Genomic DNA, 26155 nt, shown 5'->3' on the forward strand with positions numbered 1-26155 from the left:
TCGACGATGGTTTCAAAAGACCTTTATTTGCACTAACCTGCCAGTTAGTTGAACTATAGTGTCCCGTTAGAATTCCTGTAGAATGAATAATTTGGTCTTTGCACAAAAACGAGCGCCTCGGTACGATGGGGTTGCACACGAGGTCATTGCCTCAAAAAGCCCATCCAGGAGGTCGCTCTACTATGAAGTTTAAAGCTCAGGACAAGCAAAATCAACTCATTGAAAACATTTCCTCATCTCATCTTGTAGTCGGCGTAGATATCGCTCAGGAAGCTCATGTTTCTCGCGCGGTCAGCTATCGGGGAATTGCACTGGGATTGCCACTTGAGTTCGGCAGCCACGACGAGGGCTTTCAACAGTTTAGCCGGTGGATTAAGGATCTGCTAAATTCTTACAAGCTTAACAAAGTCATCGTTGGCATGGAACCTACCGGCCATTACTGGCTAAGCTTGGCTCGTTGGCTTGCAGGTCAGGGAATTGAGGCTGTTCTCGTAAATCCTCACCTTGTCAAAAAGAATAAAGAAAACCGCGACAACACCCCGTCGAAAAGCGACCGTAAGGACGCACTCGTCATCGCAGATATGGTTAAAAACAGCTACTATTCTCCTGTACGGTTCAACCCAGAAGCCTACGAGGAACTGCGGATTCTCATGGCCCACCGGGACACGATTGCCAAGCGACTAAACAGCGCTGTTAACCAGATTCATCGCTGGGTAGATATTGTGTTTCCGGAACTTCGGCATGTCTTTAAAATCCTTACCTGCACAAGTGCCATTGCCACGCTCAGACTGTTTCCTCTCCCGAAAGAAATTAGCCGGTTAACAACCGAGCAAGTCATTGCCGGCTGGAAGCAATATGTGAAGCGCCATGCGGGTTTACAGCGTGCTGAGCTGCTTATCTCGCTCGCTAAACGCAGCGTTGGTGCTACGCAGGCTTTGCACGCCTATAAGCTGCACTTAGGTCAATTGCTCGAAGAATACGACTTGGCCCAGCGCCAGCTTGAGCAAATTGAAGGTGAACTCCAGCTCGTTCTTGAGCGCGTCCCTTATGCCAAAAAGCTGCTTGCCATTCGAGGTGTAAATGTAACCAGTCTAGCCGGTGTGTTAGGAGAGGCTGGTGATCTTAGTGGGTCTCACACGGAAATGCCTTGCTTCGTCATGCGGGACTAAACCTGGCTGAGGCCAGTTCAGGGAAATGGCGGGAAAATGGTGCTTAGCAAGCGCGGCCGCCCGCGTCTCCGACGTTTTCTCTATCTCATGACGATGTGTATGGTCATGACCAATCCGGATGTTAGAGCCCTGCACCACTACAATGTAGACGTGAAAAAGCTCAAGAAAATGAAATCTATTATGAAATTATGTGGTAAAGTGGCCCGAATGCTTGTTAGCCTGGCCAAGAGCAGCGAAGCTTATAGTTCAGTTAAAGTATTTCCGCAAGCCGCTTAGGCGCGTTATTTCACCGGTTGATGCATTCGCAGGATGGACAAGAAGCACGGAGTATCGGGAGGCATTAAACAAAAGGGCTCGGACCCGTTCCGTTAGAAAAACCGAACTCCACCCATTAGTTAGATATGATGAAGGAATGAAAGGGCATAGACCCGTTGAGACATGGGAGTGAAAATCGCTAGGGGCGACATGGAGACGTGCAGGATATGGAACAAATTGGGTGATGTACTCTCACCTTTATTCTTGCATGCCCTTACAGGTGTTCCAAGCCACCGCCTCCTCTGTTTCCTTCTTATTTAACACTTAGCTAAAGGTGAAATCCTGCGAATTCATGAGCTTGAATGAGAAAACCAAATCATATTGAGGGAGTTTAAGACCTAATCTCTAAATTTATTATTGAATAATGTTAATGGGAACTCTTTTTCAGAGATAAGATTTTCGACTATTTGTTTAATAACTTCTTTATCACGTAACTCAATTAATTCTGGAATCAGCAAATCCCGAAGTGATGACCACTTAGAATCAATTATCTCTCTTGTATCCAGAAGAAGGGAGCCCCCAATAATTTCACCAATAAAATGAAATAAAATAACCTGATGATTTGAACTGCTTATGAAATTATAAATGCCTGTTGTGCCTGTAAGTCTCACATCATAACCGGTTTCTTCTTTTGCTTCTCTACGTGCTGCATCTAGAATATCTTCACCACACTCGATTCTGCCGGACGGGAAGTTCCACTTATTCTTAACAGATGCTTTGTTTTCTTTGATCATCAGTACCGTTTCTTCACGTATAATCGAAACACTTACAACCAATACAATTCCGTTTTGAGTCATGTCAGGAACCCCCCCTTCTTTCATCAATAACAATTCCGGTAGAAGTTAATCCCGCAGCAATTCGTCCCTCGCTTCGGTCAGCACGAATCCAAGTAGGTTCCTACCCCGCCATTTCACGGGATTCTCCGCATCCGGATTGGACTGGCTCATGCCTATTCCCCAAATGCGATCCTGTGGGCTAGCTTCGACGAGAATACGGTTTTTCGTTGACTTGAGATATTCACCAAGCTTCGGATTCTGCGAAAATTTGGCTATATTTCCTCTTTTGACAATGTCATAGCATTCTTTATCCCAAGTGTCATTTTCGAAGTTTCTTACTGCACGCCCGTAGGCTTTCATCTCCTTGGGATGCTTAGCTTTAAGGATCGCGTCCAACATTTCGTCATCCCCAAACAGTCTTGCTTTCTCGGACATCATAAACTGCTCGACACAGGAATACTCGATCCCCTCTACCACGAAAGGACTCATCCACCATTGGCTGAAGCAGCTTTTGTCGACGCCGTCGTGCTTTGGCGGTGTATGGCCCCAGAAGAACACAAACTTGAACGTTTTGCCCGCGATATAAGCTTTTCTTAACTGTTCGATATTGTATATCATCGATATTCCTCCATACTTCTCCGATACAAGCGGGAAGGACGATGTCCCGCATTTTCAGTATAATGATCGGTCTCCGCTACGAGATCCGCTACTTTACGCCGGAATGCGGCTTTCAGCAGCTCTTTGTCCAAGATCACCTCGTAAACCTGCTGCAGATCCGTCAAAGTGAAGAGATGCGGCATCAAGTGTAGCACAATATCGGTGTAATTCACTTTTCCCCGCAGTCTCTCAATAGCGCAAGCGATAATCTTCGCATGATCAAAAGCCAATCCGTCATTTGATACGATGGAGTATGCGGTTGACGAAGAGGCCGACTTTGACGTCATCGTCCGACCCACAACTGCCGTAAACTCTTCTTCTTCGCTGCTTAGCTTGAGCTCATATTCCTTCGTTTTCACATACCCATCCTCAATAAGCTCTTTCCGCTCGCGCAGAAGCCGATAGGTTACCTTGAACCAGGCAGCTAGGTCAGCGTCATCTCCTGCTTTCAGCTGTACCTGATCACTGTTGATTAAGGCCATGTAGCTGCAGCTCATCACCCAGGTACGAGGGTCCCTTCCAACATCGCTGAAGGTGTACAACTGCTCCAAATATACGTCATCTACACCGGTTTCCTCATGCAGCTCCCTCACCGCCGCCTGCTCCGTCGTCTCGTCCGGCCGGACGAAGCCGCCTGGAAGCGCCCAATTGCCCAGGAACGGGTGACCTCCTCGCCGAATGAGCAGAATTCGCAGCTCTTTTTCCGGAAGCTTGCGGTAGCTGTCCGCCTCCGTGTTCGTGACGGTGAAAATGACCATGTCCGCCGCCACCGAAGGCCGCTCGAAATCCCCGGCACGGTACTGCTCAAAAAATTGACGTTCCGTAAGTCCATCGCGATCCAACAAATTCATGTGTCCTTGCCTCCTTTGTTCTTTATTCTAGCCATACAACTCTCCGAAATAGTTCCGGTAGGGCTCGAACTTTGCCAAGACCTCGCTTACTTTGTGCATTCGTTCCTCTAGGTTTCCTCGCAACGTGATATAGGGAATCCGCCGCTCTTTCAAATCCGCAATGATTTGCTTATGAAAAATATGCCGCTTCTGATCCCCGCTACGGTCCCATGTATCCTCGTAAGAAATATCATCGTCACACAGGAAAAATAGATCGTAGCGCTGCGCGTTTTCTATTGCGATCCGGGCTAAGCACTCAGGAGCCCGTCCGTGGTAATCCAAGGCAAACATATATGTGGTAATTGCATTGGTATCGACAAAGAGATATCGGTTAGCTTCCAGCAGCGCCTGCTCCTCACGTTCAATATGGCCCAAAGCGATCTCATCGAACGCTTCTAGGCTGATTCTGCGATCTACTTGATGCTCGGTCCAGTAATCACGCCCATATTCGCTCGCAAAGGTTGTGCGATACCGCCGCGCCAGCGCTTCGGTGATTGTAGATTTGCCAGTCGACATCGCTCCCACAAAAACCACTTTCGTGATTAAACCCCTATACACGACATCACTTACAAATCCGCGGTATTTATAAGGGTCGGCACGTACCATCGTGGCCGAAATCGGCACCCGCTCACGGGCTTCATCCACCCGCCGATCCGCCGCGCCTAAAGCGACACTCATATGCTCGCCGTAAAACTCACTGGAGTAAAAATGCGTCACTTGCTCGCCCTTCAGCAGCCCCAGAATATACTGCTCCTCTCGAATCTCATGCTCCCGATCGTTCGAATACCCGTCTGGACCGTCCCAAGCTTCGATTACCCGGACCGTCGGATAGAGCTTGCGGATCCAGTTCGCTCGGATATGAAGCGGAATCGGGGTCACCGTCGTTTCGTAGATTACCACAATCAATTCGTCGACCTCTTGCAACGCCGTCTCGATCATGAATTGATGTCCTTTATGCAACGGGGCAAACTTCCCCAGCGTTAATCCAAGCGTCTTCATGCCGACACCTCCTTAGCTCCTTTATTCCAATTGTAATAGCCGTATGCCGCGTTAACCAGATACGCACTCCACATGACGATCATCAGCAACCCCTCGCCACTGCCTTCCAGCATCCGAATCACCCACAACAGCACCGTAAACATATTCAAAACAATATAGACCAGCCATTGTTCCTTGAATCTTCTGACCATTAAAAAGGTAGCCACGATGGATAATACCGTCGTAATAGCATCGATATAAGGCGAGTTCTGTCCTGGGATGAACGATAGCCCGATTCCCAGTAGCAGGCAGCCTATTACGCAGACCACTCCGACAAGGAACAGCCACTTAAGATCCATCTGTCGCATGGATAGTTTGCCGTCTTGGCGGTTGTTTTTCCACATATAGAAGCCAACGACATTCATAGGAACAAAGAATAACAAATTCAGCATGACCTCTCCAAACAAACCGTTTATGTAAGCCAAGTACGCGTAACCGACGGTATTGTACATTCCGAAAACATAACTCATCAGGTTTCCTTTCGCCGCGAGCACCACACACAGCACCCCGGTGATAAAGACCGTAAAACCGAATAAGGAATCTTTAGAAATAGCCGTAAACGCAACAGCAATAGAGGTAAACAAAACTAGCCAGACGATTTCAAACAGATTCCAGCCACCCCATGTTTTATCCACTTTCATCCCCTCCCTTTCATTAAATTTCCGAACCTTCACCATTCAGTTTACTGTTAGTAACTTTTTGATATTAACATTTTGTTAATATCAAATATAACAAAAAGGCAAGGAAGATGCAATCATAAAAGTGAAGATAATTTCCACTTATAATCTGGCCCTAGCCCATTGGCTCATGTTGGTGTTTAACATAGCAAAAAGCACCCCTTATCGTCTTCGTCGGCCTAAGAAGCAGGAATGTCCATTGTCGGTATCCCCTTCCTTAGCATAATCCTATTTCGAGAATCGGCAATCGGTACATGTTCTTGATAATGATTTCTGACAAGAATATACGCTGACAAAGGAAAAAACCCGCGATTTACGCGGGTAGGCGTTCGAACATGTATTTGTCATCCGGCTACTTCTTCTTCTCTGCTGCTGCGCTCGTATTATTGCCCACAGACCCCATTGTATAATGACACATGATTTTGAACAATTAGAAATTCCCTAGCCCCAACGCTGAAGCAACTGGCCTATTTTTAGCTTAAAGCTAAGAATCTTATCGTTCACTTTGCCTTCTCGCCCTTCTGCATGCGGAAAACATGGGCGATCGGAGCCTGCCCGTTCAATTCGCAATCCGGAAGCGTGATCGAGATTCCTTCCGGCGTACGCTCAACCTTCAGTAAAGCGTCGCTTCCGACAAGCTCGATGCCTGAAACGGGCTCCTGATAAGGAATATGAACGATCTTGGCTACGGCTTCATCTGCGCTTTCATACAAGTACGTACAGTATACGGTATTCCCTTTCGAGGTGAACGCGCAGGAACCGGCAAAATACGGCCCGCACACGCGTGTGCCGTATACCGCTTCACCATAAACCTTCATCCATGCGCCCAACTCATTGATACTCTTAACCGCCCCAGCCGGCAATCGTCCGTCGGGCTGAGGACCTACGTTAAGCGCCAAATTGCCGCCTTTTGATACGACTTCCATCAGAATGCGAACGAGCTCTCTCCCTGATTTATACTGGTCATCGTATTTGAAAGCCCACTGTGTGCCGATCGTAATGCAGCTTTCCCACGGCACGTTCAGCGGACGCTCCGGAATCGTTTGCTCCGGCGTCACGTAATTTTCGTAAGGCCCTCCGACTGTACGATCCGCGGATAGCAGCCACGGCTGCGTTTGACGGGCGCGCTCGACGACCTCGCCCAACCGAATGTCCTGCTTTACCTGGTCACTATCTTTTACCCAGCCCGAATCCAGCCACAAAATATCGATCCGGCCGTAACGGCTCATCAGCTCCATGATTTGCTCATGGGTGAAATCGACGAATTGCTCCCACAGCCACGGATATTCCTCGGGGGAGTACGAAGGCCCTCTCCACGTATTGCTGCCCCGCTCCATTCCTGGCGCCCAGTAATACGGCGATTGCCAATCCGCCTTCGAGAAATATGCGGCGATCGCAAGCCCCTTGCTGCGGAAAGCGTCAAACACATGCTTGCAAACGTCGGCATAGCGATGTGCATGAAACGGCGTTTCGGAGCCAGTAATTCGGTAATTCGTCGTATGTGTGTCCCACATGCAATATCCGTCGTGATGCTTTGTCGTAAAAATCAAATATTTGAACCCGCCTTCGGCAGCGATTTCCGCCCATAGCTCCGGCTGGAAGCGGAACGGATTGAACGTGCGGTTGAGTCCGAAATATTCGCGCTTCATCTCTTCGTAGTCGCTCGTCCAGTCGACATCTTTACGCGCCCAATCACCGTCTTCGTCGCTGAGAATCCAGGACTCGACCTCGATCTGCGAATAAGGTCCCCAATGCATCATTAGGGCCAATTTCTGATCCTTGAACCATTCCAAACTTTCCAGCGTAATTGGATTTTCCGGCTTCACCCAATTCGTCTCGCTGCTGTAACCGTGGACGCCTTCTTTCAGTTCCGGCGCATCTGCTTGCTGAAGTTCCTTGATTTCCATATCGTTCATCGGGTTGCCTCCTTCGGTTCTCCGCGTCACATCAAAGTAAAATTATTACTTGTAAACCCCCAATATAGAAATTGGGGGTTTACCCGGCTACTGTATAACTCTATTGAGCAAAGCTGCTGCTTCTGCACGGGAAGTAATCCCGCTCGGAACGAATTTGTTTGCTTCTCGACCGTTAATTAAATGAAGTGCCGCCGCCGCTCTTACTGACTCAAGCGCCCAGGCTGCCACAGCGGATTCGTCGGTAAAGGAAGAAGCCGTTTTTCCGTTCAACTTGACGTCTTTCAAGATAACATACGCCCGCATCATCATAGTGACCATTTCTTCGCGTTTGATTCTAGCATCGGGATTGAAAGATGTTGTGCTAATTCCTTTAATAATGCCTGCTTTGACCGCCATGGAAACAGCTCCCTCGTACCAGGCACCCTTCGATACATCCGTAAATTTCGATTCGCCCACTGATGTCAGGTTCAACACTTTGACAAGCATCGCCGTAAATTCGGCCCGTGTTATAGAACGCTCTGGCTCGAACATTGCCGCACTAGTGCCTTCAATAAATTGCTTCGCCGCTAGCTGTTCGATCGCATCGGCCGCCCAGTGAGTGGACTTAACATCGGTAAATAATTTCTTGAATTCGAGCACCGCATATTTACTGAAATGGTGAATATCGGCCACCCATTCTCCGTTAATAAACGTGCCTCGCACATATTCCAGCGTACCGTTGTCTGCCAAATAGTAAATGCCAGTCAGTTTCGGATTTAAGGAAGGATCCGCTTTGAATCGAATCGTCATCGGTTTATCGAAGCTGTTCAAGCTTGTCACTTTACCATCTTTTCCGACAATCGATAAGCTAAAATTGATCACATTGCCGGAAATTTTAATTTTTGCATGCGCGGAAGACTGCCTTATCGCTAGAAGGTTGTTAGCATCGGATTCGGATAAGAGAGTCATGATTAACTCTATCGTACTGTTTCGTTTATCTTCTGCGGACAATTTATCCGTCAACTGTTTAAGTAATTCAGCGGGTACTTCCAACGTGAATGGACCCGTTTGAATGACTAATTGATGATGTCCGAGCAGTTCGGCTGCATTGGCAGGAAGTACAATTTTCTCTTTATCCTTGGCTGCGATCGTCACGACTCCGTTGGAGGCTGGAGAAGTAAGATCTTCCGTTTTCACTACAAGTATATGAGCATCGGTATTTCCATTGACTGTACCACCAGTAGATGGGATACTACTGTTCCCACCACTCGTCGGAGGGTTACTGTTCCCGCCACCCGTGTCTTTTCGCTTAAACGTAACATTGATCGTATGGTCGGCAGTTATGTTAGCAACCGTATACACGTTTCCGGTCACCGACACAGCGGTACCGTCTAACAACACCTTGTCGATTTCGTATCCATTGTTCGGATAAAATGTAAAGGTTTGATCATCACCTTCATTGACTACAACGGCGCCGTTCGGACTGATCGTTCCGTTTTCCCCCGCGCTCGCCGTGATCGTGTTACTGTTCTCGCCACCTGTCACCTTTTGCTTAAACGTAACATTGATCATATGATCGGCAGTTATGTTAGCAACCGTATACACGTTTCCGGTCACCGACACGGCGGTACCGTCTAACAACACCTTGTCGATTTCGTATCCATTGTTCGGATTGAATGTAAAGGTTTGATCATCACCTTCATTGACTACAACGGCGCCGTTCGGACTGATCGTTCCGTTTTCCCCCGCGCTCGCCGTGATCGTATTACTGTTCTCGCCACCTGTCACCTTTTGCTTAAACGTAACATTGATCGTATGGTCGGCGGTTATGTTAGCAACCGTATACACGCTTCCGGTCACCGACACGGCGGTACCGTCTAACAACACCTCGTCGACTTCGTATCCATTGTTCGGATTGAATGTAAAGGTTTGATCATCACCCTCATTGACTATAACGGCGCCGTTCGGACTGATCGTTCCGTTTTCCCCCGCGCTCGCCGTGATCGTATTACTGTTCTCGCCAATTTCTCCGTTCTCCGCGAGATTATAGAGCTCAAGCTCATACATAGCGTACATGCCCCATGTCGTATAGTTCGCATCATTGATCTGTATTCTCAGCTTTAGTGCATCTCGTACTTCAGGAATATTAGCAAAGGTGTGCTCCATAACGCCGTCATCTTTGCTGCTTTTCCATTGGATCGGTACCCCCTGCGCTATGGTTTCAAAGTTTATTCCGTCTGTAGAAGCCTGAACATCGATATTGGAAATACCCTGGATTAATCCAGATGTCGTAGCCATGACGATGGTGTTAAAGGTTTGCTTTTGGTCCCAAGTAAGATTAATTTCATGCGGAAACGGATGTTCGGTATTGTAGCCTCGCGAACTCGCGAACATGGTATAAATAATACCGTCAACCATTTTCTTGGCACTATAGTCTTCGCCTTCGCGTTCTGCCGTTGCTGTAATATCAGAATAGCTTCTGGCAATATTGGTGCCTAGCTCATTCTCATTTCCTTTGAGAAAGTTCAACGTGTAGAGCTTTGTAGTCGTCCCGTCGCTTGCGGTGGACCTGATATGAACCACACTTTTCCCAACTGGAATGTCAAAAGTCTGCGCTGTGTTATTGGCGACAGTCTTTCCGTTGATCTGCAAGGTACCCGCTTCGTCCGAAAGCGTTGGCGTAATCGTGATGGTGTTTACATCATTAGGAATCATTACTGGGTAGGTCGTCGTGCTATTGTCGAACGTAAAAGAAGGAACATTAGGGATTGTTAAATTACTCAGCGTTCCGTCTGCTGTAGGTTTAATCTCTCCGTTGTCTGGAAGGTTATAAAGCTCAAGTTCATATAAAGCGTATATGCCCCAATACGTATTGTTAGCGTCATTGACCCGTATCCTCAGCTTCAGCGCGTCATTAACTGTAGGGATATTAGCATACGTGTATTCCATCTTGTTGTCGTCTGTGCTGCTAAACCATTGAATCGGTACCCTCTTTGCAATTGTGGTCCAATTCGTTCCATCTGAAGTAGCCTCAACATCAATATCCGTTATTCCCTGTAATAACCCTGATGGCGTGGCCATGACAATCGTATTAAAGGTCATCTGTTGATTCCAAGTAAGATTGATCTCATGTGGGAACGGCACCGTGCTCGTATACCCGCTAATACTAGCAAACATGGAACCGTAACTGCCGTCAACCATATTTGAAACACCATAGCCGGTACTGTCTTCCCTGGCAGCTGTTGCTGTAATAGCTGAATAGCTTCTCGCAATATTGGTGGTCGGTTGATTTACATTGCCTTTGAGAAAGTTCAAAGTATAGAGTCTCGTGGTTTCTCCATCACTTGCGGTAGAGCGAATAAGGATCTTACTTTTGCCTGTAGGGATGTTGAATGTAAGCCTCTCACCGCTGCCGTAACGTTGCCCGTTGATATCTAGGGTGCCATTTGCATCCGCAAGCGTTGGCGTAATCGTGATCACATCTACATCGCTCGGAATAATGGCCTGGTAATTGATATTGTTTTTATTAAAAACAACCGAAGGCACGTTAGTCAGTTCCAAACTTTGTAGCGATCCGTCATAGATCTTTTGTCCTTCATACATGCTTACTCGAAAGCCATCAACGTATAGGTTTTTGTTCTCCAGGTTCACTACCTTGATCGTGTGCTTGCCTGCTGACAGATTATGATTGCTGTATACCGATATCGAATCGAGTTGAACTTTCTCATATAGGTCTATAATCACCGGAGCAGAATCGTCGATGGATACAGCGATTTTACCGGAGCCTTCATTTTTCTCCGCAATAAGATCGATACCGGATCCTGTAAAGGTATAGGTCAATTCATCATCTGCTTTTAACGTGCCTTGAACACCGCCCATATAAGCATACTTCCGGCTTTTTGCAAACCATTCACCGTCAAAGATAATCTCGCCGGTTGCATTATCAGTCATGTAAGTCATCGGTACATCCTGCCCATCGTAGGGACTATTTGGCACAGGAATTTCGCCCACAGTTTCTCCAGCTGCTGCTTTAACCAGATAATTATGAAGCTTGCTGATATATTCAGGATCAAGGGTATATTTTCTCGGATCTGACGGGTTAACCGCGCTGTCGGCTATACGTTTAGCAAGTCCGGGATTGGTTTGCTTGAGCTGGTGCATCAATTCGTATTCCTCAAGTCCGTCTCTTTGGGCCTCGTAACGAAGTGAGCTCTTAACTGTCATATGTTCCTTATCCGGATATACGATCGTGGAATCGCCATAATGTGGGACGTACCATACGTTCCATCCCCAATGTAAGTGTCCTTGTACACCTTCTTGACTAAGATTCCAGAATAACAGTCTGCCAGTCAATATGGGCTGCGTCCAGAATCTGTTCAACCACGGAGCCGGATTCGCATCGCAAGTATACACCCACAAATCTTTGCCTGCGGCCTGCTCTGCTTTATAAAGATTTTTCTTGTCCTGGAAAACCGGTGTTAACGGGACCCACACATCCACATAAGGTTTGATAGTATCGTTCATTAGCGTTCCTGCCGCATCAGCGTCCAAAGTTTTGAAATCTGGAACGACCTCTTTGATTTTTCTAGCGATATAGGTCATATAGTTTGTAATGCTCGAACCGTTAGGTTCGTCCTTAGTATGTTGATACCAAGTGAAACCATTTAGCCAACCTTTTTCCTCTAAATGATCGTGCAATGCCGTCAAGTAGTTCGTAAGATAAGCGTCTGTAACAGGTAGTGTATCGAATTCAGGTACGGTCGTTTTCCACGGATCTTGTGGATTATTATTGTTTGGTCTCTCACTTTGTGGCATTTGTTCTAAGGCATGGATTAGGTGAATGTTCGCAAAATGAGTAATTCCTCTATCCATAAAGGTTTGAACATATCGATCGAACAAAGACCAGTCGATATTCTCCGGTATCCCGTCTTTAAAAAACACCATTTTGGTACCCTTTTCGTTTAATAATAAGTCTGTACGAATCCAAATCATGTTCTGGCGATAGTCGGTCATGGTCTTGGCGAAATTATCCATAAGCTCAAACCACTCATCGCTATACGTCTCCACTCCATAATAGTTCTCGCCAACATCATAACTCGACTGAGTTAAAGGATCATCAACATTCTCAGGTGGATTTCCTCCAATCATAAAACCATTTGTCATCGACCATTGATAATTAACGAAATTAGCCTCAGAGGTTTGAGGGATTTCAGCGTTAGCTACTTCAACGTTAATAGGTACTTGATAATCTCCCAAAGTCGATTTCACCGTAACCATACCGGAATAGAGACCAGGTACAGCATCGTCAGGGACATAATTCGTTATTAAGATGGGCTGAGTTGAATTTGCCGCGACATTTATAGAGGTATCGTTCGAAAGCGGGTCGGGAATTTCGGATAAGGGGTAGATTTCCGTGCCTACCAAATCCGGTCGGTATTGATTGGGCTGCACGGTATCCTCAAGCACGTATTCTTCAAAATGATAGCTTAAGTTACTGTTTGAGATCGTATTTCCAGGTGATTCTAGATCGGAAAATTCAATTCCCGTAATCTCAAAATCACTTGCTCCTCTTACAGCAATTTGCTCACTTTCGTATTCGTTTTTGGCTGAAACAAGATCAATGCTGGTTCCAGCATTTGCTGGAATCGTGCTGGTCCTATATACGGCTTTTAATGCATTTTCCACCCACACGTCCAGGTTGTTACTGTCAGCATGGACACTAGGCGCATTACCTTGGAAAAATGTACTTACTAGAATCATGAAACAGATACTTGTATACATTGCTCGTTTGAACATAGATCAGCCATCCTCTCATTCTTTATTGAATACCAGAACACAATTAAAGCGCTCTCATTCTGCATTATAATCTCGATTGAAATCCTGCTAAATAAGAGTATTATTTGAAATCTAACAGATTTCGATTGTAAATAAGAAGAAACGACGTTGTCGTCTTCTAAAGACGATAAGCGTTTCTTCGAAAAATATAAGGATAAAGTATAACGTGAAACTTATACTTTATCCTTATATTTCAAGCATAAACGCCTTTGGCGTCCTTATTAGGATGCCAAAGGCGTTTATGTGATCATGAATCTTCTTCTCTTATGTGACGATACTGCGGTATGCGTACGATAACAGAAGTGCCAATCCCAGGTTGACTATGAATATTAATCCCGTACTGGGATCCAAATAAGAGCTGTAATCTTTCTTGCACATTTTTAATGCCATAGCCGGAGCTTTCATGTTCAAGAATACGTGCAATCATATACGGTTCCATACCGACGCCATTATCCTCCACGACAAAAACAATATCCTCACCGTCGAGACTTGCCCGCAGGATGAGTTTACCTCGCCCCTCCCGCTTCAGATCGATGCCATGCATAATCGCATTTTCAACAATCGGCTGCAAAATCAAATGAATCATTTCAAATTGAAATACCTTGTCGTCGGCATCGAATTCTACGTCAAATCTTGAATTGTGCATAGCTAATTGAATATGTATGTATGCTTGAACGTTAGTCCATTCATCTTGAATCGCTATAATCTGCTTCCCTTTATTTAAAGTCGTTCTGTAATAACTAGAAAGGTTATTTACCAAGTCACTAATTTCTTGAGCATCGATTCGCAGCGCTTTGGAATTAATTAAAGATAAAGAATTATATAGAAAGTGGGGATTGATCTGAGCTTGCAGCGCTTTGAGTTCGGCCGACTTTTGCGTGACTTTTGTTTGATATACTTCCGAAATGAGTTGATTAATTTGTTTAAGCATAGAACCGAAACGATCGGTAAGCTGACCGATTTCATCTTTGGAATTCGTGGATACTACAACCGTAAGATCACCATTTTCCACCATCTTCATTTTGGTGTTTAGTTTCTCGATTCCTCTTAATAGTGTTTCTGAGAACAAGAAGATAATGATACTGAGGAAAACCATACAGATGAGCACAATGATACCCGTGGCGCTTAATATATTACGAATTCCTGTATTGTATTGATCATCGGAAACTAAATAATGCAAGACCCAATCGGTTTGAGGAATATCTTTGTTTATAACTAGGTAGGATTCGCCGCCTAAGCTTGCTTTTGAAGTGCCACTCCTTGAAAGGGATTGAAGCTGAACATCATTCATTTGCTCCACATGCTCTGTTAACACGGGCTGATTCTTTTGATCGGTAATAATGATGCCCTTCCCTTCATTCATCTTGCCAATGAAATCACCGAAGATTTTATTGTAATCAAACCGGACATAAAGTTCAGCGCTCACGATTTGTAGATCGATATTGCGAATAACTCGTGTGGCAAACAATTCTCCATCTTCGAACCACCATTTGGTTGTCTCGCTACCCTTTGTCGCTACATACCAATCCTTATCCTTAACTGCTGAAGAAGGCGTAATGAAGTTTCCTAATTCAGATTGCCGATTCTCGGAGTACAACATAATCTCAGTCATATCCCCAACCATATACATCAAGTTAAAAAAAATAGGTTCAATCTTATCATTCAACGTCTTAAATTGAGCATACAAATCCTGATCTGGATTACTCATTAAATCAAGAAGCGCAGGATGGAATACAATTGATTTCATAGATACATCCTGTCTCTGAAGACGGTAACTGATCTCTAGTGCAAGCCTCCTCGCCTCGTTATCCGCACTTTGTTGAACCTGGTTTTTCAATGAAGTTTTGGAACTTTGGTAGGCATACAAACCCAGTACAATCGTTGGCAAGAAGATGACAATCACATAAGAAAGCAATAATTTCTGACGCAGGCGGATATTACGAATAAATTTGAGCAGACTCATCTCCTGCCGCCACCCTCCCGATATTGAATAGGAGTCAGGCCGTTATGTTGCTTAAACATTAAATTAAAATAGGAAGTATTCGCAAATCCAACTGTACTAGCAATATCAACAACTTTAATCGTTGACTCTCGCAGCAGCTCCTTCGCTCGCTCCATACGTACAGCGGTAATATATTTGATTAGGCTTTGGCCTGTACTTTTTTTAAACAGAAAACTTAAGTAACTTGGCGATAAAAAGACGCGATTCGCTAAATAGTCAACTCCAATATCACTTCCGTACTCCATCTGGATGATAGTCTGTACATCTTCAATCACTTTGCGGCTTTGATCATCTGGCGCAGTTTCAATTCGCAGCAAATACTCCTGAAAAACGGATAAAATGACTTGCCTGAGCTCAGCAATTGAATTGCAAAGTGCGATTCGCTCCAAACCGTCCTTTAGTAAACTGCTGTTTTTTTTGCCTTGAGGCTCTACTATTTTTTTAAATATTTCTGTAAATAATAGTTTGGCATACATAGAACTAAAACGCTTACTATTGCGCATACTCCCAATGAGAAACTCTATTTGATACTCGAGTGTATGATATTCTTTTCGTGTTATAGTAGTATAAATTTCCTTAAGCATAAGATCTAATGATTCGACATCTATATGGTCATGAATGCTTTCGTCATCTTTGGAACAAACGACACTTCTATCCATAAAAAATCGAAAATTCATTAACTCTTCCATTTGGGTGAACTCGTCATGAAGCCCCTCTAGCTTATCTACTGGACTACCCACAATAATGAAGCTTCGCCGGTCGAAGCGGGTCTCCAGCCATTCTTTAACCTTTTCCCCATAACTCATAAGCTCATACTGGTTATCGTTGTTCTTTGAAGCGGGATCAATAACGACGAGCATGACGCTTTGGTACTCATTCATATTTAGTAGAAGCATCTCATGTTTACAAGTGGTTTGAAGGAATTCAGTCGCTTCTGTATGATGTTGATCGAAAAAGTGATTTTGCAATCCCATCATAATCATATACAACCGCTTATTTGCCAGATCATTTAGGCCCGCAAAAGCTGCCCTTTCCTCATAATCGGCATCACTTTCACGACCTTGAAGGAGATCAAACAGGAGCTTCTCTTTCTCATACGCCACTCCTTTATGAAAGCCTTTGATCAGTAGCTCGTCTTTCTCTTTCTGAAGTCGTTCGTCCTCTAGTATACCGATGATAGATTGGAAGGTTTTGAGGAATTCCTTCACATCGAGCGGCTTCAACATATAACTAACGGTACCAAGTTGAATCGCTTTTTGTGCATATTCAAATTCCCCATAAGCACTGTAAATAAGCACCTTAAGGTCCGGAATGACTAGCTTTGCCTGCTTGATTAACTCTAGACCGTCCATGAATGGCATGCGAATATCCGTGAATAACAGATCTACTTGATGGCCCCTTATATATTCCAGCGCTACTTCCCCATCGTTGGCCTGAGCAACAGAAAAGGGTAGCGCATGCTTATGAATAAGCCATTCAATAGCATCGATTTCGGCTTGTTGATCATCGACTACTAGAATATGATACATATTTTCCTCCTATCCGTTCATCGGGCGGTATTTACTCGCTTCCAGAGGATACTCACTACAAACCAAAGCATAGCACACTAGGCATTCCTATTCCTACCATGTTACATTAACCACATGATTTGGTTTCTATTGTCAGATGGATTCTGTTAGATTTCGCAAAAATCTGTTATTTCGATGGAAATCACATTTACATTACAATGATAACTATACCGTAAAAAAAATTTTCTAAATTTGGGAGGTCTTTGTATGAAGAGAACGTGGTTAATTCCCACTACCGCTTTACTCACCTTGTCAATCTTATTTACAGGCTGCAGTTCGAACAGTACAAACAACAGCAGCGCAAAGGAAAGTGCAACACCGAATGATACAAAGGCACCGAAAGAATCAAAGAATCCAGAACCGGTAAAGAAAGTGAAGGTCAGATTATCGTATTGGAACAAAGAAGACAGTGTAAAGACACTTCTGCAATTATTCAAAGATAAACTTCCCGATATAGATGTGGAGTATCAGTTCATCGATAACAAGACTTACGTAGATGTCATCAAGACGCAGCTTGCAGCAGGCGAAGGTCCTGACATTATCGGTGGAGTAATCGACGCAAATACCGTCAAGACAGGGTATTTCGAAGATTTAACAGAACGTTATGCTAGCAAGTATTATGAAACCGGCACGTCCACCGCAACATTTGATAATAAACTGTACGGGTTGCCGCAAGCTAGTTGGTTTAACGGGGTTTACTATAATGTTGATCTATTTGCCAAATATGACCTGAAAATACCAACAACGCTTGATGAGTACTTCCAAGTAGCGGACGTGCTGAAGAAAAATGGAATTAAACCCCAAGCGATCGGTCTAAAGAATCCTAACGTAGCAGGCCAGTCCTTCCTTGGTTTGGCACTCAATGATTTTATCGGCACAACAGAAGGAAAACAATGGAACGATGATTTTGGCAAAGGAAACTCAAAAATGGTCGATGCGCTCGAGCCTGCTTTGACGACATGGACCGAATACTTGAAACACGGTGTCTTCACTAAGGATATGCTTGGGCTTGAAGAAGAACAAGCAATTGACGAATTTACAAGCGGCAAGGCAGCTATGTTCCAAGCAGGACCTTGGTATATGGAAACCTTTAAGCAAAAGGCGCCTAACATGAAGATTGATATGTTCCCGAACCTGGGTACAAAAGGCGGCCCGGGTTGGATGGTCGGTGGTCCAGGGGTATCGTTTGGTTTGAATGCGAAGTCCAAAGTCAAGGATGCAGCGTACAAGGTGCTTGACCTGTTGTCCACACCAGAAGGTCAGAATGCTTACTGGATCGATAATAAAGGAGGTTCCTCTTTTTTGAAAGGGGTTACTTTTGAAATGCCAGCAGAGTACAACGGTGCTCAAGAAGCTTTCAAGGCGGGTAATGTCATGTACCCTGTTAATAATTGGGGCGTTGCTGGTCCTGCTTTTTCAGATCTAGGAAAAGGTATTCAAGAAATCATAGCAGGTACTAAAACGCCTCGTCAAGTGCTAGAAGCGGTAGACAAGAAAGCAGTTGAACTGCTGGAGAAATCTAAATAGGTCGTATAAATTACAAGGGGCAAAGCGATTTGTCCCTTGTACATCCTATAAGCTAAAGGTTGTTGCACATGAACAAACCAAACATTTTCAAACGAGAAATCAATTATGTTCTGCTTCTGCTTCCTGCCTTACTTATTTATTGTACCTTTTTCATATTTCCGACGATAAAGACCGCTTTATACAGCTTTACAAATTGGTCGGACGTGCATCCCGTTGTTGTCAAGTTTGTTGGTTTAAACAATTATATCGCTCTATTTAAAGATTCACTCTATTTAACAGGTATTAGCAACACTTTAATCTATGCAGTACTCGCGATGCTCGGACAGAATTTGCTAGCCATTCCATTAGCGGTATTTCTCAATAAAAAATTAAAAACAAAAAATCTGCTGCGGGCTGCGTTCTTCCTTCCTGCGGTGTTCAGCGTATTGGTTATCGGTTTTCTCTGGAATTTTATGTACTCACCTTCCGACTTCGGCTTAATTAATCAACTTGTAGTTGCTCTTGGCTTTGAACGCATCAATTTTCTCGGAGATCCGCGTCTTGCGCTCTACTCAGTCATCATCGCCTCCGTATGGCAGTGGGTTGGTTACACAATGGTTATTTATTTGGCCAACTTGCAGAGCATCTCAACAGATTATTATGAAGCGGCGAAGATCGACAGAGCGAACGGGTGGCAATTGTTCCGCTATATCACGCTTCCTCTACTGCTTCCAGCGATCACTTTCAATACGGTTATGGGGATGATAAACGGTATGAAGGTATTTGATATTGTTTATGCCTTGACTGGAGGTGGCCCGGGGTATTCTACGGAAACGATCGTATCACTCATGATCAAAAAAGGGCTCAGTGAAGGTTTCTATAGCTACGGAGCCGCATTCGGTATCGTCTTCGTGATCCTCGTTGGCTTCATCACCTTTCTTCACTTTTCACTAATTAAAATGTGGGAGCGGCGGTAATCATGAATAGATATACAAAAGGGTCTGCCGTTACGGAAATTCTCTTGCTCGTCTTAGCTGCGATTTTTTTGATCCCTATTTACTATTTGATCATCACGACTTTTAAGACCCCAGCTGATGCAGTCTCTCATCCGATGGGCTTTCCAGTTAACATCACGTTTGACAACTACGTTCGCGCTTTCAAGGCAATGAACTACTTTCATGTGTTGGGAAACAACCTTCTCATTACGATTTCCTCCGTTGCGGGTATTGTTATGTTTTCTGCGATGGCTGCTTACAGCTTGGTACGACGCACGAACCACTTCAATCGCCTCGTGTTCCTTTTATTCATGGTTGGAATGATGGTACCGTACCAAATGGGGATCTTGGCACTTTATAAACAGGTATCCCAGCTTGGGCTTATGAATTCCCATATGGGCGTTATTCTTATAGAAATTTGTTACAACCTCCCGCTCTCTATCTTTTTAATTAAAAGCTTTATCGGCTCTACCGTTCCATTGGAACTGGAAGAAGCAGCAAAAGTAGACGGCTGTGGGGTTTGGAGAACATTCTTGCAGATTGTGTTCCCGCTGCTTATGCCGGTGATTGCCACTGTAGCGATTGTGAATACGCTTGGTGTGTGGAATGATTTCATGACGCCGTTGTTGTTCTTGCAATCCCGTTCAAAGGGTGTATTACTTTTAGAAGTGTTCCGCAATATTGGGCAATTCTCAACCGACTGGACGAATTTCTTCCCGATGATGCTCCTAGCGGTTGCACCACTCATTCTTTTCTATATTTTCATGCAAAAATATATCATTAATGGTATTACGTCTGGATCGTTAAAGGGATAGGAGCTTAAAGACAAACCATTGGCAGCGTAAATTGGTCCATGATATGTCAACGATAGCGGATGCTTCTACTCCGCCGCTTCCGCCAACCATACTTGCATAGCCGGAGATTCCGCCCGATTCAAACGTAGGGCGATTTCGGTATTGATCTCATCCGGCGGCATGACTTCGACAAGGATGCATACTGACTCTCGCAGTTGATTCAAGGCAAACACGCCTTCATCATCGAGCATTTTCATTGCCAGCTCCATGGCCTTCAGCCTCAAATCAAACTCGCGATTCCCTTCGTCATTCTCAAGATCCGCAATGAAAGGACACTCGATAAATCGTTGTTTAACATGATCGAAGTTCTCATCCCCGAAACAACAATAGGGAGAATCGGCATAGGACCATTTGATGAGTTCCGCAATCGTCAATCCCGGTGTGTCACTTTCGTCTCCTTGCCTGGTCGATTCCATCTCCAAAGCTTCCCATGACCAGGCGGAGATACTTGGCGCATGTCCCTCGCCAGTAGTATATAGCGTACAATAATAGTAACGTTCGCCATTTACAAAAAGAGCGCGAAAAGACGTTCTGGCAGCATCGGCGATCTCTATCGCCAGCGTCTCGATATCTTGCATCGGCTTCATGACAATGGCCCTCCTTTCCGTTAGTCGATCGACACAGTTTATTTAAGAACGCTCGTCAATCAGCCGTTCTAGAAACTCCGCAAACGTTGAAGCATACTTGTCGATCAAATCATTCATGAGATCATAACACATGATCGGAACCCACTCTTCATTATCTCTATCTAAAGCAAGGAAGCGTGCCTATACAGCTCATATATTTTCAAAATTCATATTTTCCAAATCGTTTTCTGAGACTTTCTTCGTGCGGTATCCACTCCGAATCACACCATAAAGACATTCCTATGAGTTCTGACAGCTTATCTACGGCTTGTTCCGGACTCGTAATGCTAATCAAGTCGTCAAAATCCTCATTACGGATATCCAACGCTTTCTGAAAGTAGTCATCATTAAGACGCTCTTCTTGGAGTTGTTCATATTCATCCCTCGTCCACTGTTCACAAAAGATTCTTTCGGCCTCAATATCTCCATTCTCGAACAACGAAAACTCGATTATTTCCTCATTCATATATCCGGCGGTCATCACTGGCTCCCCGATAAGCCGGGACAGCGTTTTGCCGCTCTCCTTCACCGTACCCCATATAAAATAATCGTGGAGCACGCTGATCCAGTTCTCGTTGCTTTTGCTTACATACATGACAACTTTGCTCTCTAGAGCCTCATGATATGACTTGCCTAATACTGAAGCATGCCCTTCGCATAGGTCTCTTAATGCTTCGACAGTCTTCTCAAGGTTGTTCGACTTGATATGCAAATTCGCGAATGATCTTCCCACGAGATGGCCTCCTTTAATCGCTTTCTTCTCAGCCTGATTCTTGTTTATATCCTATAGATTGGTTCTGTATATGTATCTTATTTCCATTATAGTGATCATTTGTCCTGAGTCTTCCTACTTTTCACCTGAATTTTGGAAATGATCTTTTCAAGGGAAGAGATATTGCCTTGTCCGTTCAGCACAATCTCCAGTTCCTTCCCTGCGCGCTCCGCTCCCTCATTACTAGCACTTTGGATAATACGATCAAACCTTTAGATTTTGTGCGTGAATTCATCATTATGTCAATGACCGGCCTGAAATAAACATTATGAAAATGATGCCTTGCCCCTACTTATGATACAGTTCGCTGCACTGTGGATGATAGCGGCAAACACGAAAAGTCGCACAACAAAGAGAACAGCCCGCGGGCTGTTCTCTTTCGGTGTCTGCCTTAGAAGCAGGTGAACGAACGAATCCGATTCAAATCAATGCCGAAGTACGCCCAGAAGAAACCGAACCATCTGAACCCTGCAATAGAATTACGCCCGACGAATACCGGGAAGAACCAGAATTGCTCGCCGTTGTTCAGCCAAATGTATGTGTTGCGGAACAGGCAGCGTCTGATCCCGCCGGGGTCGACGGCAAATGTGGTGGCCGACATTTGCGGTACGAATTGCGGTGGAGGAGCCGTCGGCGCTTGAACGCCTCCCGGTGCACCTCCCGGAATTCCTTCGGGACTTCCACCTGGAAACCCCGGTCCCCCCGGTCCTCCCGGCACACCAGGTCCTCCCGGAAACCCTGGAAATCCTTGGCCGCCTCCCGGCGTTGGAAAAAATCCCATATGTGATCACTCCTTTCAATGATTAGGCATAATCATCATATGCATTCGCGGAAAGGGCGCTTGGGCGGTTATATTTTTACTGAAAATCAACAATAAGATTAAACATAGGTGTTATCAAAAAACTTGCCCCTACTTATGATACGATTCCCCGTATCATAAGTAGGGCGAAAAAAATATGGGTGCCTTCAACAATTAGGACGGAGGTTCAATACGACGAGGGATGGACGTGCAGAGCCACAATCCCTAGCCACGTGATGATTAGACTGTTCGGGGAGGTGACGCTAGCCCCCCTATTCCGCTTCAATATCAACACTTAAAATACTAAGTGTGTGATCAACCTTTGTATATTTAACATTTAATTTCGACCCTACTTTGAATACATTAGGAAAATCAGCAGATGGCTTCTAAGGTAATACGAGCACAGCCATGACTGTGGTTTTGTGTTCTTCATACAAATCCATTTTTGCATACATGAGGTTGATATGCCGTTACTCTATCCTAACTTGGACATATCGTATTATGAGACTTTTCCCAAATAAAAAGCATCTGAGGGGTTGGTTAAATGAATGGTGTTTCCATTATTACCTGTACAAATCGTCCAAATTATTTAAACAACCTACTTCAAAATTACAACAGACAACGATATGCCCAAAAAGAACTCATCATTATTATCAATAACAATGCAATTCCACTATCCCCCTACCAACGATTAGCTAAAAAACACAAAAACATAAAGATATTTCGTAAACCAGAACATCAAACTCTGGGTTCATGCTTAAACTATGCCGTAACGAAATGTAAATATCATACCATCGCCAAATTCGATGACGACGATTATTATGCCCCTCATTATTTGACAGAAAGTATTCAGACATTAAATAGAACAAATGCTGATATTCTTGGAAAACGAGCTCATTATATGTATTTAAGTGGTTCAAAGACTTTGATCCTTCGTTTCGCACATGATGAACATCGAACAGTTACCCATCTCCCAGGCGCTACACTCGTCTTCAAACGTAAAGTATTCGATCAAGTGAAATTCCCTGATAAAAACGTGGGTGAGGATGATCTTTTTTGCAGCAGAAGTAGAAAGAAAGGTTATAAGGTGTATTCTGCGAGTAAGAATAACTTCGTAGCCATACGAAGAAAGAACTCTTCTAAGCACACATGGATCATCAGCGACAGCACTCTAATAGCAAACCATAAGATCATCCGTAATATTAAAAATTACAAGGCATTTGTTGGACGCAGTCCAAAGATCAAGGTATGAAAAGGGCTACTGATTCCACTATATCTGCTGTATCTATTCTGACCTGTACGAAACGAGCTGACTGTATAAATACACTGTTTGATAACTATCGACGACAAAATTTCAATCCTAAAGAACTTATCGTAATCATAAATAATGATAGTTTGAAAATAGATGACTATACAGCTGCTGCAAAAAAACATATGAATGTACGGGTTTTTAAAATACCGGAACATCGATCCCTCGGATTTTGTTTAAATTTTGGTGTGCAATTAGCGAAATATAGTTATATCGCTAAATTTGATGATGACGACTACTACGCTACCAACTATTTAGCCGATAGTATGCAAACACTTCATAAGAGTAAGGCGGATATCGTTGGAAAACGGGCTCACTATATGTATTTGAATGATAAGAAGTTACTTTTGCTTCGTTACCTCCGTATGGAAAATAAACATGTAACCAATCTTCAAGGTGCGACCCTGCTCGTTAAACGTAATGTGTTCCAGCAGATTTCTTTTCCAGATCGGAACCGGGGGGAATGCGTCAAGTTCTGTTCTGATTGTGCTGCACATGGCTTTAAGATTTACGCAGGAAATAAGTATAACTTCGCAGCAATTCGTAGGAAAAACTCAAAAGATCATACCTGGATCGTTAGCGACAAGAAGCTTTTATCCAAAAGTGTTAAAGTTATTAAAGTGAAAAATTTCAAAAAATACGTCACTCGAATCTGATACCTACCATTTGCGCGGTAATAACCAAATAAAAAAGACTAGATAGCAACATAGCTAGGTGGCTATGAGAATCTAGTCTTTCTTTTTTTAAAAGGTATAATCGTAAAATTTCTCTGCATTACTTAGGCTAGGCCATATATCTGAACTTTCCCCACCTATATACCAATAAGCGATCCCGGCTAGATTGTTCTTAACGCTTAAATCGTATTTGGCTATTAATGAACGACCATCCTCAATCCAGATCGTGTGCTTTATGGACTGCTTCGAATAGTTGGCAACATATTGTCCTAAAGACTCATTCCATACGGGCTTCATTCCATAGTTACTAATAATCTGATTTTGCTCCGGAAGCGAGATATACTTTGAAGATGAAACCGTGCCATTCTGGTTCAACGTCCAGTCACGATTATATAAAGGCAGTGCCAATATAACCTTATGGCTAGGAACGACCTTTAGTACTGTATCCACTGCATGTTGATCAAAAGGAATTGAAGCATTTGGCCCTGGAAGCTTACTCCCATCGTAATGCTCATCATAACCCATCATCACCATATAATTCACTTGCTTACCTAGTGCAGCGTAGTCAAAAGCTTCCGTCCAATCTGTTCCAAGATCGGGAGATACGTCTATCGACAGCGTAGCGTTAAGTGCATGCATCTTCTCAGCTAATAGTGTAATGAACGAGGTCAAATACTCACGATCGTCAGGCGCTACATTTTCAAAATCAATATTTAGTCCATCTAATCCATATTTGCTCACTAAAGCTGCTAATTGATCTACTGCCTTATTCCTTGTGGTTGTACTCGACAACATTTGATGAGTCGCTTCTTGATCCGATCGATTACCTACCATCGCCCATATTTTCTTATTATTCTTCTTTGCCCATGTGATCAGCGAAGCATCCGTTGAATCCGTTAATGCACCTGATTTTCCAACATAGTACCACCGTGGTGATATGGTATTGACGTTCGACTTCATAACAGTATTCTCGTATTGTGCCGTCGTTTGACCATATTGCCAGCCAATAATGATATGATCCTCCGGCTCATCTTCAAGCTCAGCTGCCCAACTCTCATTTTGCAGCACCCGGTCTATGAGGACGGCTGTTTCCTGTCTAGTTATAGGATCAAAGGGTCGGAAATTCTTGCTATTATCCCCCTTCATTAATCCTAGATCATTTACAGTAGCAACAGCTGATCTTGCCCAGCTAGCAATTTCATTTCGATCATTGAACGAAGTTAGAGCAGAAGTATGGTTTGTTTGCTTTAAAGTTTTGGCCATCCATACAGCCGCTTCCTGCCTAGTAACTGCTTTTGCTGGCGCAAAAGTAGTTGCCGACGTGCCGTTAGCCAGCTCAAGCTGAACAGCTGCATGTATCCAGCCGTAATACCAAGCTTTTTTGGCTACATCTGTATAAGGAGATACTGGACTAACTGCCGGATCAAGCTTTAGCAGACGGTCAAGAACCGTAATGAATTCCGCTCTAGTGATCGATTGAGTAGGTGAAAAGCATGTCGCCGTTGTGCCAGTTAATATGTTGCGGTGATATAAATCTATGATTTCATTTTTAGCATAACTAGTATCTATTTCCTTAAAAGGCGCCTCATCATCAGCCGATATATGTTGAATAAATATTCCGGCTGCAAGCACTATAACGATTGTTATGACTGCAAATCTACCAAATCTATTGTTCACGAGATGATCCTCCTCGGAGATAATCTTCGAATTATACCAAGGATAGAAGCTATAAACATTGCTAAAATATTGGTAGAGTGCGATACCATACCACAAAATGCCAAAGCGAATGAAACTAGAA

Annotated in this window: 18 protein-coding genes and 1 pseudogene; 6 read left to right on the forward strand and 13 right to left on the reverse strand. The window is 44.1% G+C overall.

Annotated features, from left to right (window positions below; translation table 11 throughout):
- Positions 1-182 precede the first annotated feature (182 nt).
- Positions 183-1445 (forward strand): annotated as a pseudogene (locus MHH52_RS17195) (IS110 family transposase).
- Between the two features lie 377 nt (positions 1446-1822).
- Here MHH52_RS17195 and MHH52_RS17200 read toward each other — a convergent pair.
- The 9 genes from MHH52_RS17200 to MHH52_RS17240 form a co-directional block, all read right to left on the reverse strand.
- Positions 1823-2281, reverse strand: a complete 459-nt coding sequence (locus tag MHH52_RS17200; RefSeq protein WP_340003761.1) for an NUDIX hydrolase — start codon at positions 2279-2281, stop codon at positions 1823-1825.
- Positions 2282-2326: 45 nt separating this feature from the next.
- A complete protein-coding gene (locus tag MHH52_RS17205) occupies positions 2327-2878 on the reverse strand; it encodes an NADAR family protein (protein ID WP_313641948.1) in 552 nt (183 codons plus the stop codon).
- On the reverse strand, positions 2875-3768 hold the full coding sequence (locus MHH52_RS17210) for an NUDIX domain-containing protein (RefSeq protein ID WP_340003762.1): 894 nt from the start codon (positions 3766-3768) through the stop codon (positions 2875-2877). The genes MHH52_RS17205 and MHH52_RS17210 overlap by 4 nt, the downstream gene beginning before the upstream one ends.
- 27 nt (positions 3769-3795) lie before the next feature.
- On the reverse strand, positions 3796-4806 hold the full coding sequence (locus MHH52_RS17215) for an AAA family ATPase (protein WP_340003763.1): 1011 nt from the start codon (positions 4804-4806) through the stop codon (positions 3796-3798).
- Positions 4803-5480 (reverse strand): nicotinamide riboside transporter PnuC, encoded by a 678-nt coding sequence (gene pnuC, locus MHH52_RS17220; RefSeq protein WP_340003764.1) that lies wholly within the window; start codon positions 5478-5480, stop codon positions 4803-4805. The genes MHH52_RS17215 and pnuC overlap by 4 nt, the downstream gene beginning before the upstream one ends.
- 542 nt (positions 5481-6022) lie before the next feature.
- Positions 6023-7438 carry an alpha-L-fucosidase gene (locus MHH52_RS17225; RefSeq protein ID WP_340003765.1) on the reverse strand — a complete coding sequence of 472 codons (1416 nt, stop codon included), beginning with the start codon at positions 7436-7438 and terminating at the stop codon, positions 6023-6025.
- 87 nt (positions 7439-7525) lie between these two features.
- Positions 7526-13213: a glycoside hydrolase domain-containing protein gene (locus tag MHH52_RS17230; protein ID WP_340003766.1), complete on the reverse strand. Its 5688-nt coding sequence runs from the start codon at positions 13211-13213 to the stop codon at positions 7526-7528.
- A 286-nt stretch (positions 13214-13499) separates the two neighbouring features.
- Positions 13500-15215, reverse strand: coding sequence for a histidine kinase (locus MHH52_RS17235; RefSeq protein WP_340003767.1), 1716 nt, complete (start codon positions 15213-15215; stop codon positions 13500-13502).
- Positions 15212-16783 (reverse strand): response regulator, encoded by a 1572-nt coding sequence (locus tag MHH52_RS17240; RefSeq protein ID WP_340003768.1) that lies wholly within the window; start codon positions 16781-16783, stop codon positions 15212-15214. Before MHH52_RS17240 ends, MHH52_RS17235 begins: the two co-directional genes overlap by 4 nt.
- Positions 16784-17029: 246 nt before the next feature.
- On the opposite strand from MHH52_RS17240, the gene MHH52_RS17245 reads away from it, so the two are divergent.
- The 3 genes from MHH52_RS17245 (at position 17030) to MHH52_RS17255 (ending at position 20138) form a co-directional block, all read left to right on the forward strand.
- Complete coding sequence (locus MHH52_RS17245) at positions 17030-18349, forward strand: extracellular solute-binding protein (RefSeq protein ID WP_340003769.1); 1320 nt, start codon at positions 17030-17032, stop codon at positions 18347-18349.
- Between the two features lie 68 nt (positions 18350-18417).
- The gene (locus tag MHH52_RS17250; protein WP_340003770.1) at positions 18418-19305 is read left to right on the forward strand and encodes a sugar ABC transporter permease; all 888 of its coding nucleotides are present in this window, start codon (positions 18418-18420) and stop codon (positions 19303-19305) included.
- Positions 19306-19307: 2 nt separating this feature from the next.
- Positions 19308-20138, forward strand: coding sequence for a carbohydrate ABC transporter permease (locus MHH52_RS17255; RefSeq protein ID WP_340003771.1), 831 nt, complete (start codon positions 19308-19310; stop codon positions 20136-20138).
- A gap of 65 nt (positions 20139-20203) precedes the next feature.
- On the opposite strand, the gene MHH52_RS17260 is transcribed toward MHH52_RS17255, so the two are convergent.
- The 3 genes from MHH52_RS17260 to MHH52_RS17270 form a co-directional block, all read right to left on the reverse strand.
- Positions 20204-20764, reverse strand: coding sequence for a DUF4303 domain-containing protein (locus tag MHH52_RS17260; protein WP_340003772.1), 561 nt, complete (start codon positions 20762-20764; stop codon positions 20204-20206).
- A 199-nt stretch (positions 20765-20963) separates the two neighbouring features.
- On the reverse strand, positions 20964-21536 hold the full coding sequence (locus tag MHH52_RS17265) for a hypothetical protein (RefSeq protein ID WP_340003773.1): 573 nt from the start codon (positions 21534-21536) through the stop codon (positions 20964-20966).
- Positions 21537-21966: 430 nt separating this feature from the next.
- Positions 21967-22356 (reverse strand): collagen-like protein, encoded by a 390-nt coding sequence (locus MHH52_RS17270; protein ID WP_340003774.1) that lies wholly within the window; start codon positions 22354-22356, stop codon positions 21967-21969.
- 562 nt (positions 22357-22918) lie between these two features.
- Here MHH52_RS17270 and MHH52_RS17275 point away from each other — a divergent pair.
- Entirely contained in the window at positions 22919-23626 is a 708-nt protein-coding gene (locus tag MHH52_RS17275; RefSeq protein ID WP_340003775.1) for a glycosyltransferase, read from the forward strand.
- Positions 23623-24339, forward strand: coding sequence for a glycosyltransferase family A protein (locus tag MHH52_RS17280; RefSeq protein ID WP_340003776.1), 717 nt, complete (start codon positions 23623-23625; stop codon positions 24337-24339). The genes MHH52_RS17275 and MHH52_RS17280 overlap by 4 nt, the downstream gene beginning before the upstream one ends.
- A gap of 87 nt (positions 24340-24426) precedes the next feature.
- On the opposite strand, the gene MHH52_RS17285 is transcribed toward MHH52_RS17280, so the two are convergent.
- A complete protein-coding gene (locus MHH52_RS17285; protein ID WP_340003777.1) occupies positions 24427-26034 on the reverse strand; it encodes an S-layer homology domain-containing protein in 1608 nt (535 codons plus the stop codon).
- Between the last annotated feature and the right edge of the window lie 121 nt (positions 26035-26155).

Source organism: Paenibacillus sp. FSL K6-0276, from assembly GCF_037977235.1.
In the GTDB taxonomy this organism is placed as follows: Bacteria; Bacillota; Bacilli; order Paenibacillales; family Paenibacillaceae; genus Paenibacillus_AQ.

Excerpts from the sequence above, each read along its gene's own strand:
- MHH52_RS17200 (WP_340003761.1), bottom strand. The coding sequence starts at position 2,281 with ATGACTCAAAACGGAATTGTATTGGTTGTAAGTGTTTCGATTATACGT.
- MHH52_RS17205 (WP_313641948.1), bottom strand. The coding sequence starts at position 2,878 with ATGATATACAATATCGAACAGTTAAGAAAAGCTTATATCGCGGGCAAA.
- MHH52_RS17210 (WP_340003762.1), bottom strand. The coding sequence starts at position 3,768 with ATGAATTTGTTGGATCGCGATGGACTTACGGAACGTCAATTTTTTGAG.
- MHH52_RS17215 (WP_340003763.1), bottom strand. The coding sequence starts at position 4,806 with ATGAAGACGCTTGGATTAACGCTGGGGAAGTTTGCCCCGTTGCATAAA.
- MHH52_RS17225 (WP_340003765.1), bottom strand. The coding sequence starts at position 7,438 with ATGAACGATATGGAAATCAAGGAACTTCAGCAAGCAGATGCGCCGGAA.
- MHH52_RS17230 (WP_340003766.1), bottom strand. The coding sequence starts at position 13,213 with ATGTTCAAACGAGCAATGTATACAAGTATCTGTTTCATGATTCTAGTA.
- MHH52_RS17235 (WP_340003767.1), bottom strand. The coding sequence starts at position 15,215 with ATGAGTCTGCTCAAATTTATTCGTAATATCCGCCTGCGTCAGAAATTA.
- MHH52_RS17240 (WP_340003768.1), bottom strand. The coding sequence starts at position 16,783 with ATGTATCATATTCTAGTAGTCGATGATCAACAAGCCGAAATCGATGCT.
- MHH52_RS17245 (WP_340003769.1), top strand. The coding sequence starts at position 17,030 with ATGAAGAGAACGTGGTTAATTCCCACTACCGCTTTACTCACCTTGTCA.
- MHH52_RS17250 (WP_340003770.1), top strand. The coding sequence starts at position 18,418 with ATGAACAAACCAAACATTTTCAAACGAGAAATCAATTATGTTCTGCTT.
- MHH52_RS17255 (WP_340003771.1), top strand. The coding sequence starts at position 19,308 with ATGAATAGATATACAAAAGGGTCTGCCGTTACGGAAATTCTCTTGCTC.
- MHH52_RS17260 (WP_340003772.1), bottom strand. The coding sequence starts at position 20,764 with ATGAAGCCGATGCAAGATATCGAGACGCTGGCGATAGAGATCGCCGAT.
- MHH52_RS17270 (WP_340003774.1), bottom strand. The coding sequence starts at position 22,356 with ATGGGATTTTTTCCAACGCCGGGAGGCGGCCAAGGATTTCCAGGGTTT.
- MHH52_RS17275 (WP_340003775.1), top strand. The coding sequence starts at position 22,919 with ATGAATGGTGTTTCCATTATTACCTGTACAAATCGTCCAAATTATTTA.
- MHH52_RS17280 (WP_340003776.1), top strand. The coding sequence starts at position 23,623 with ATGAAAAGGGCTACTGATTCCACTATATCTGCTGTATCTATTCTGACC.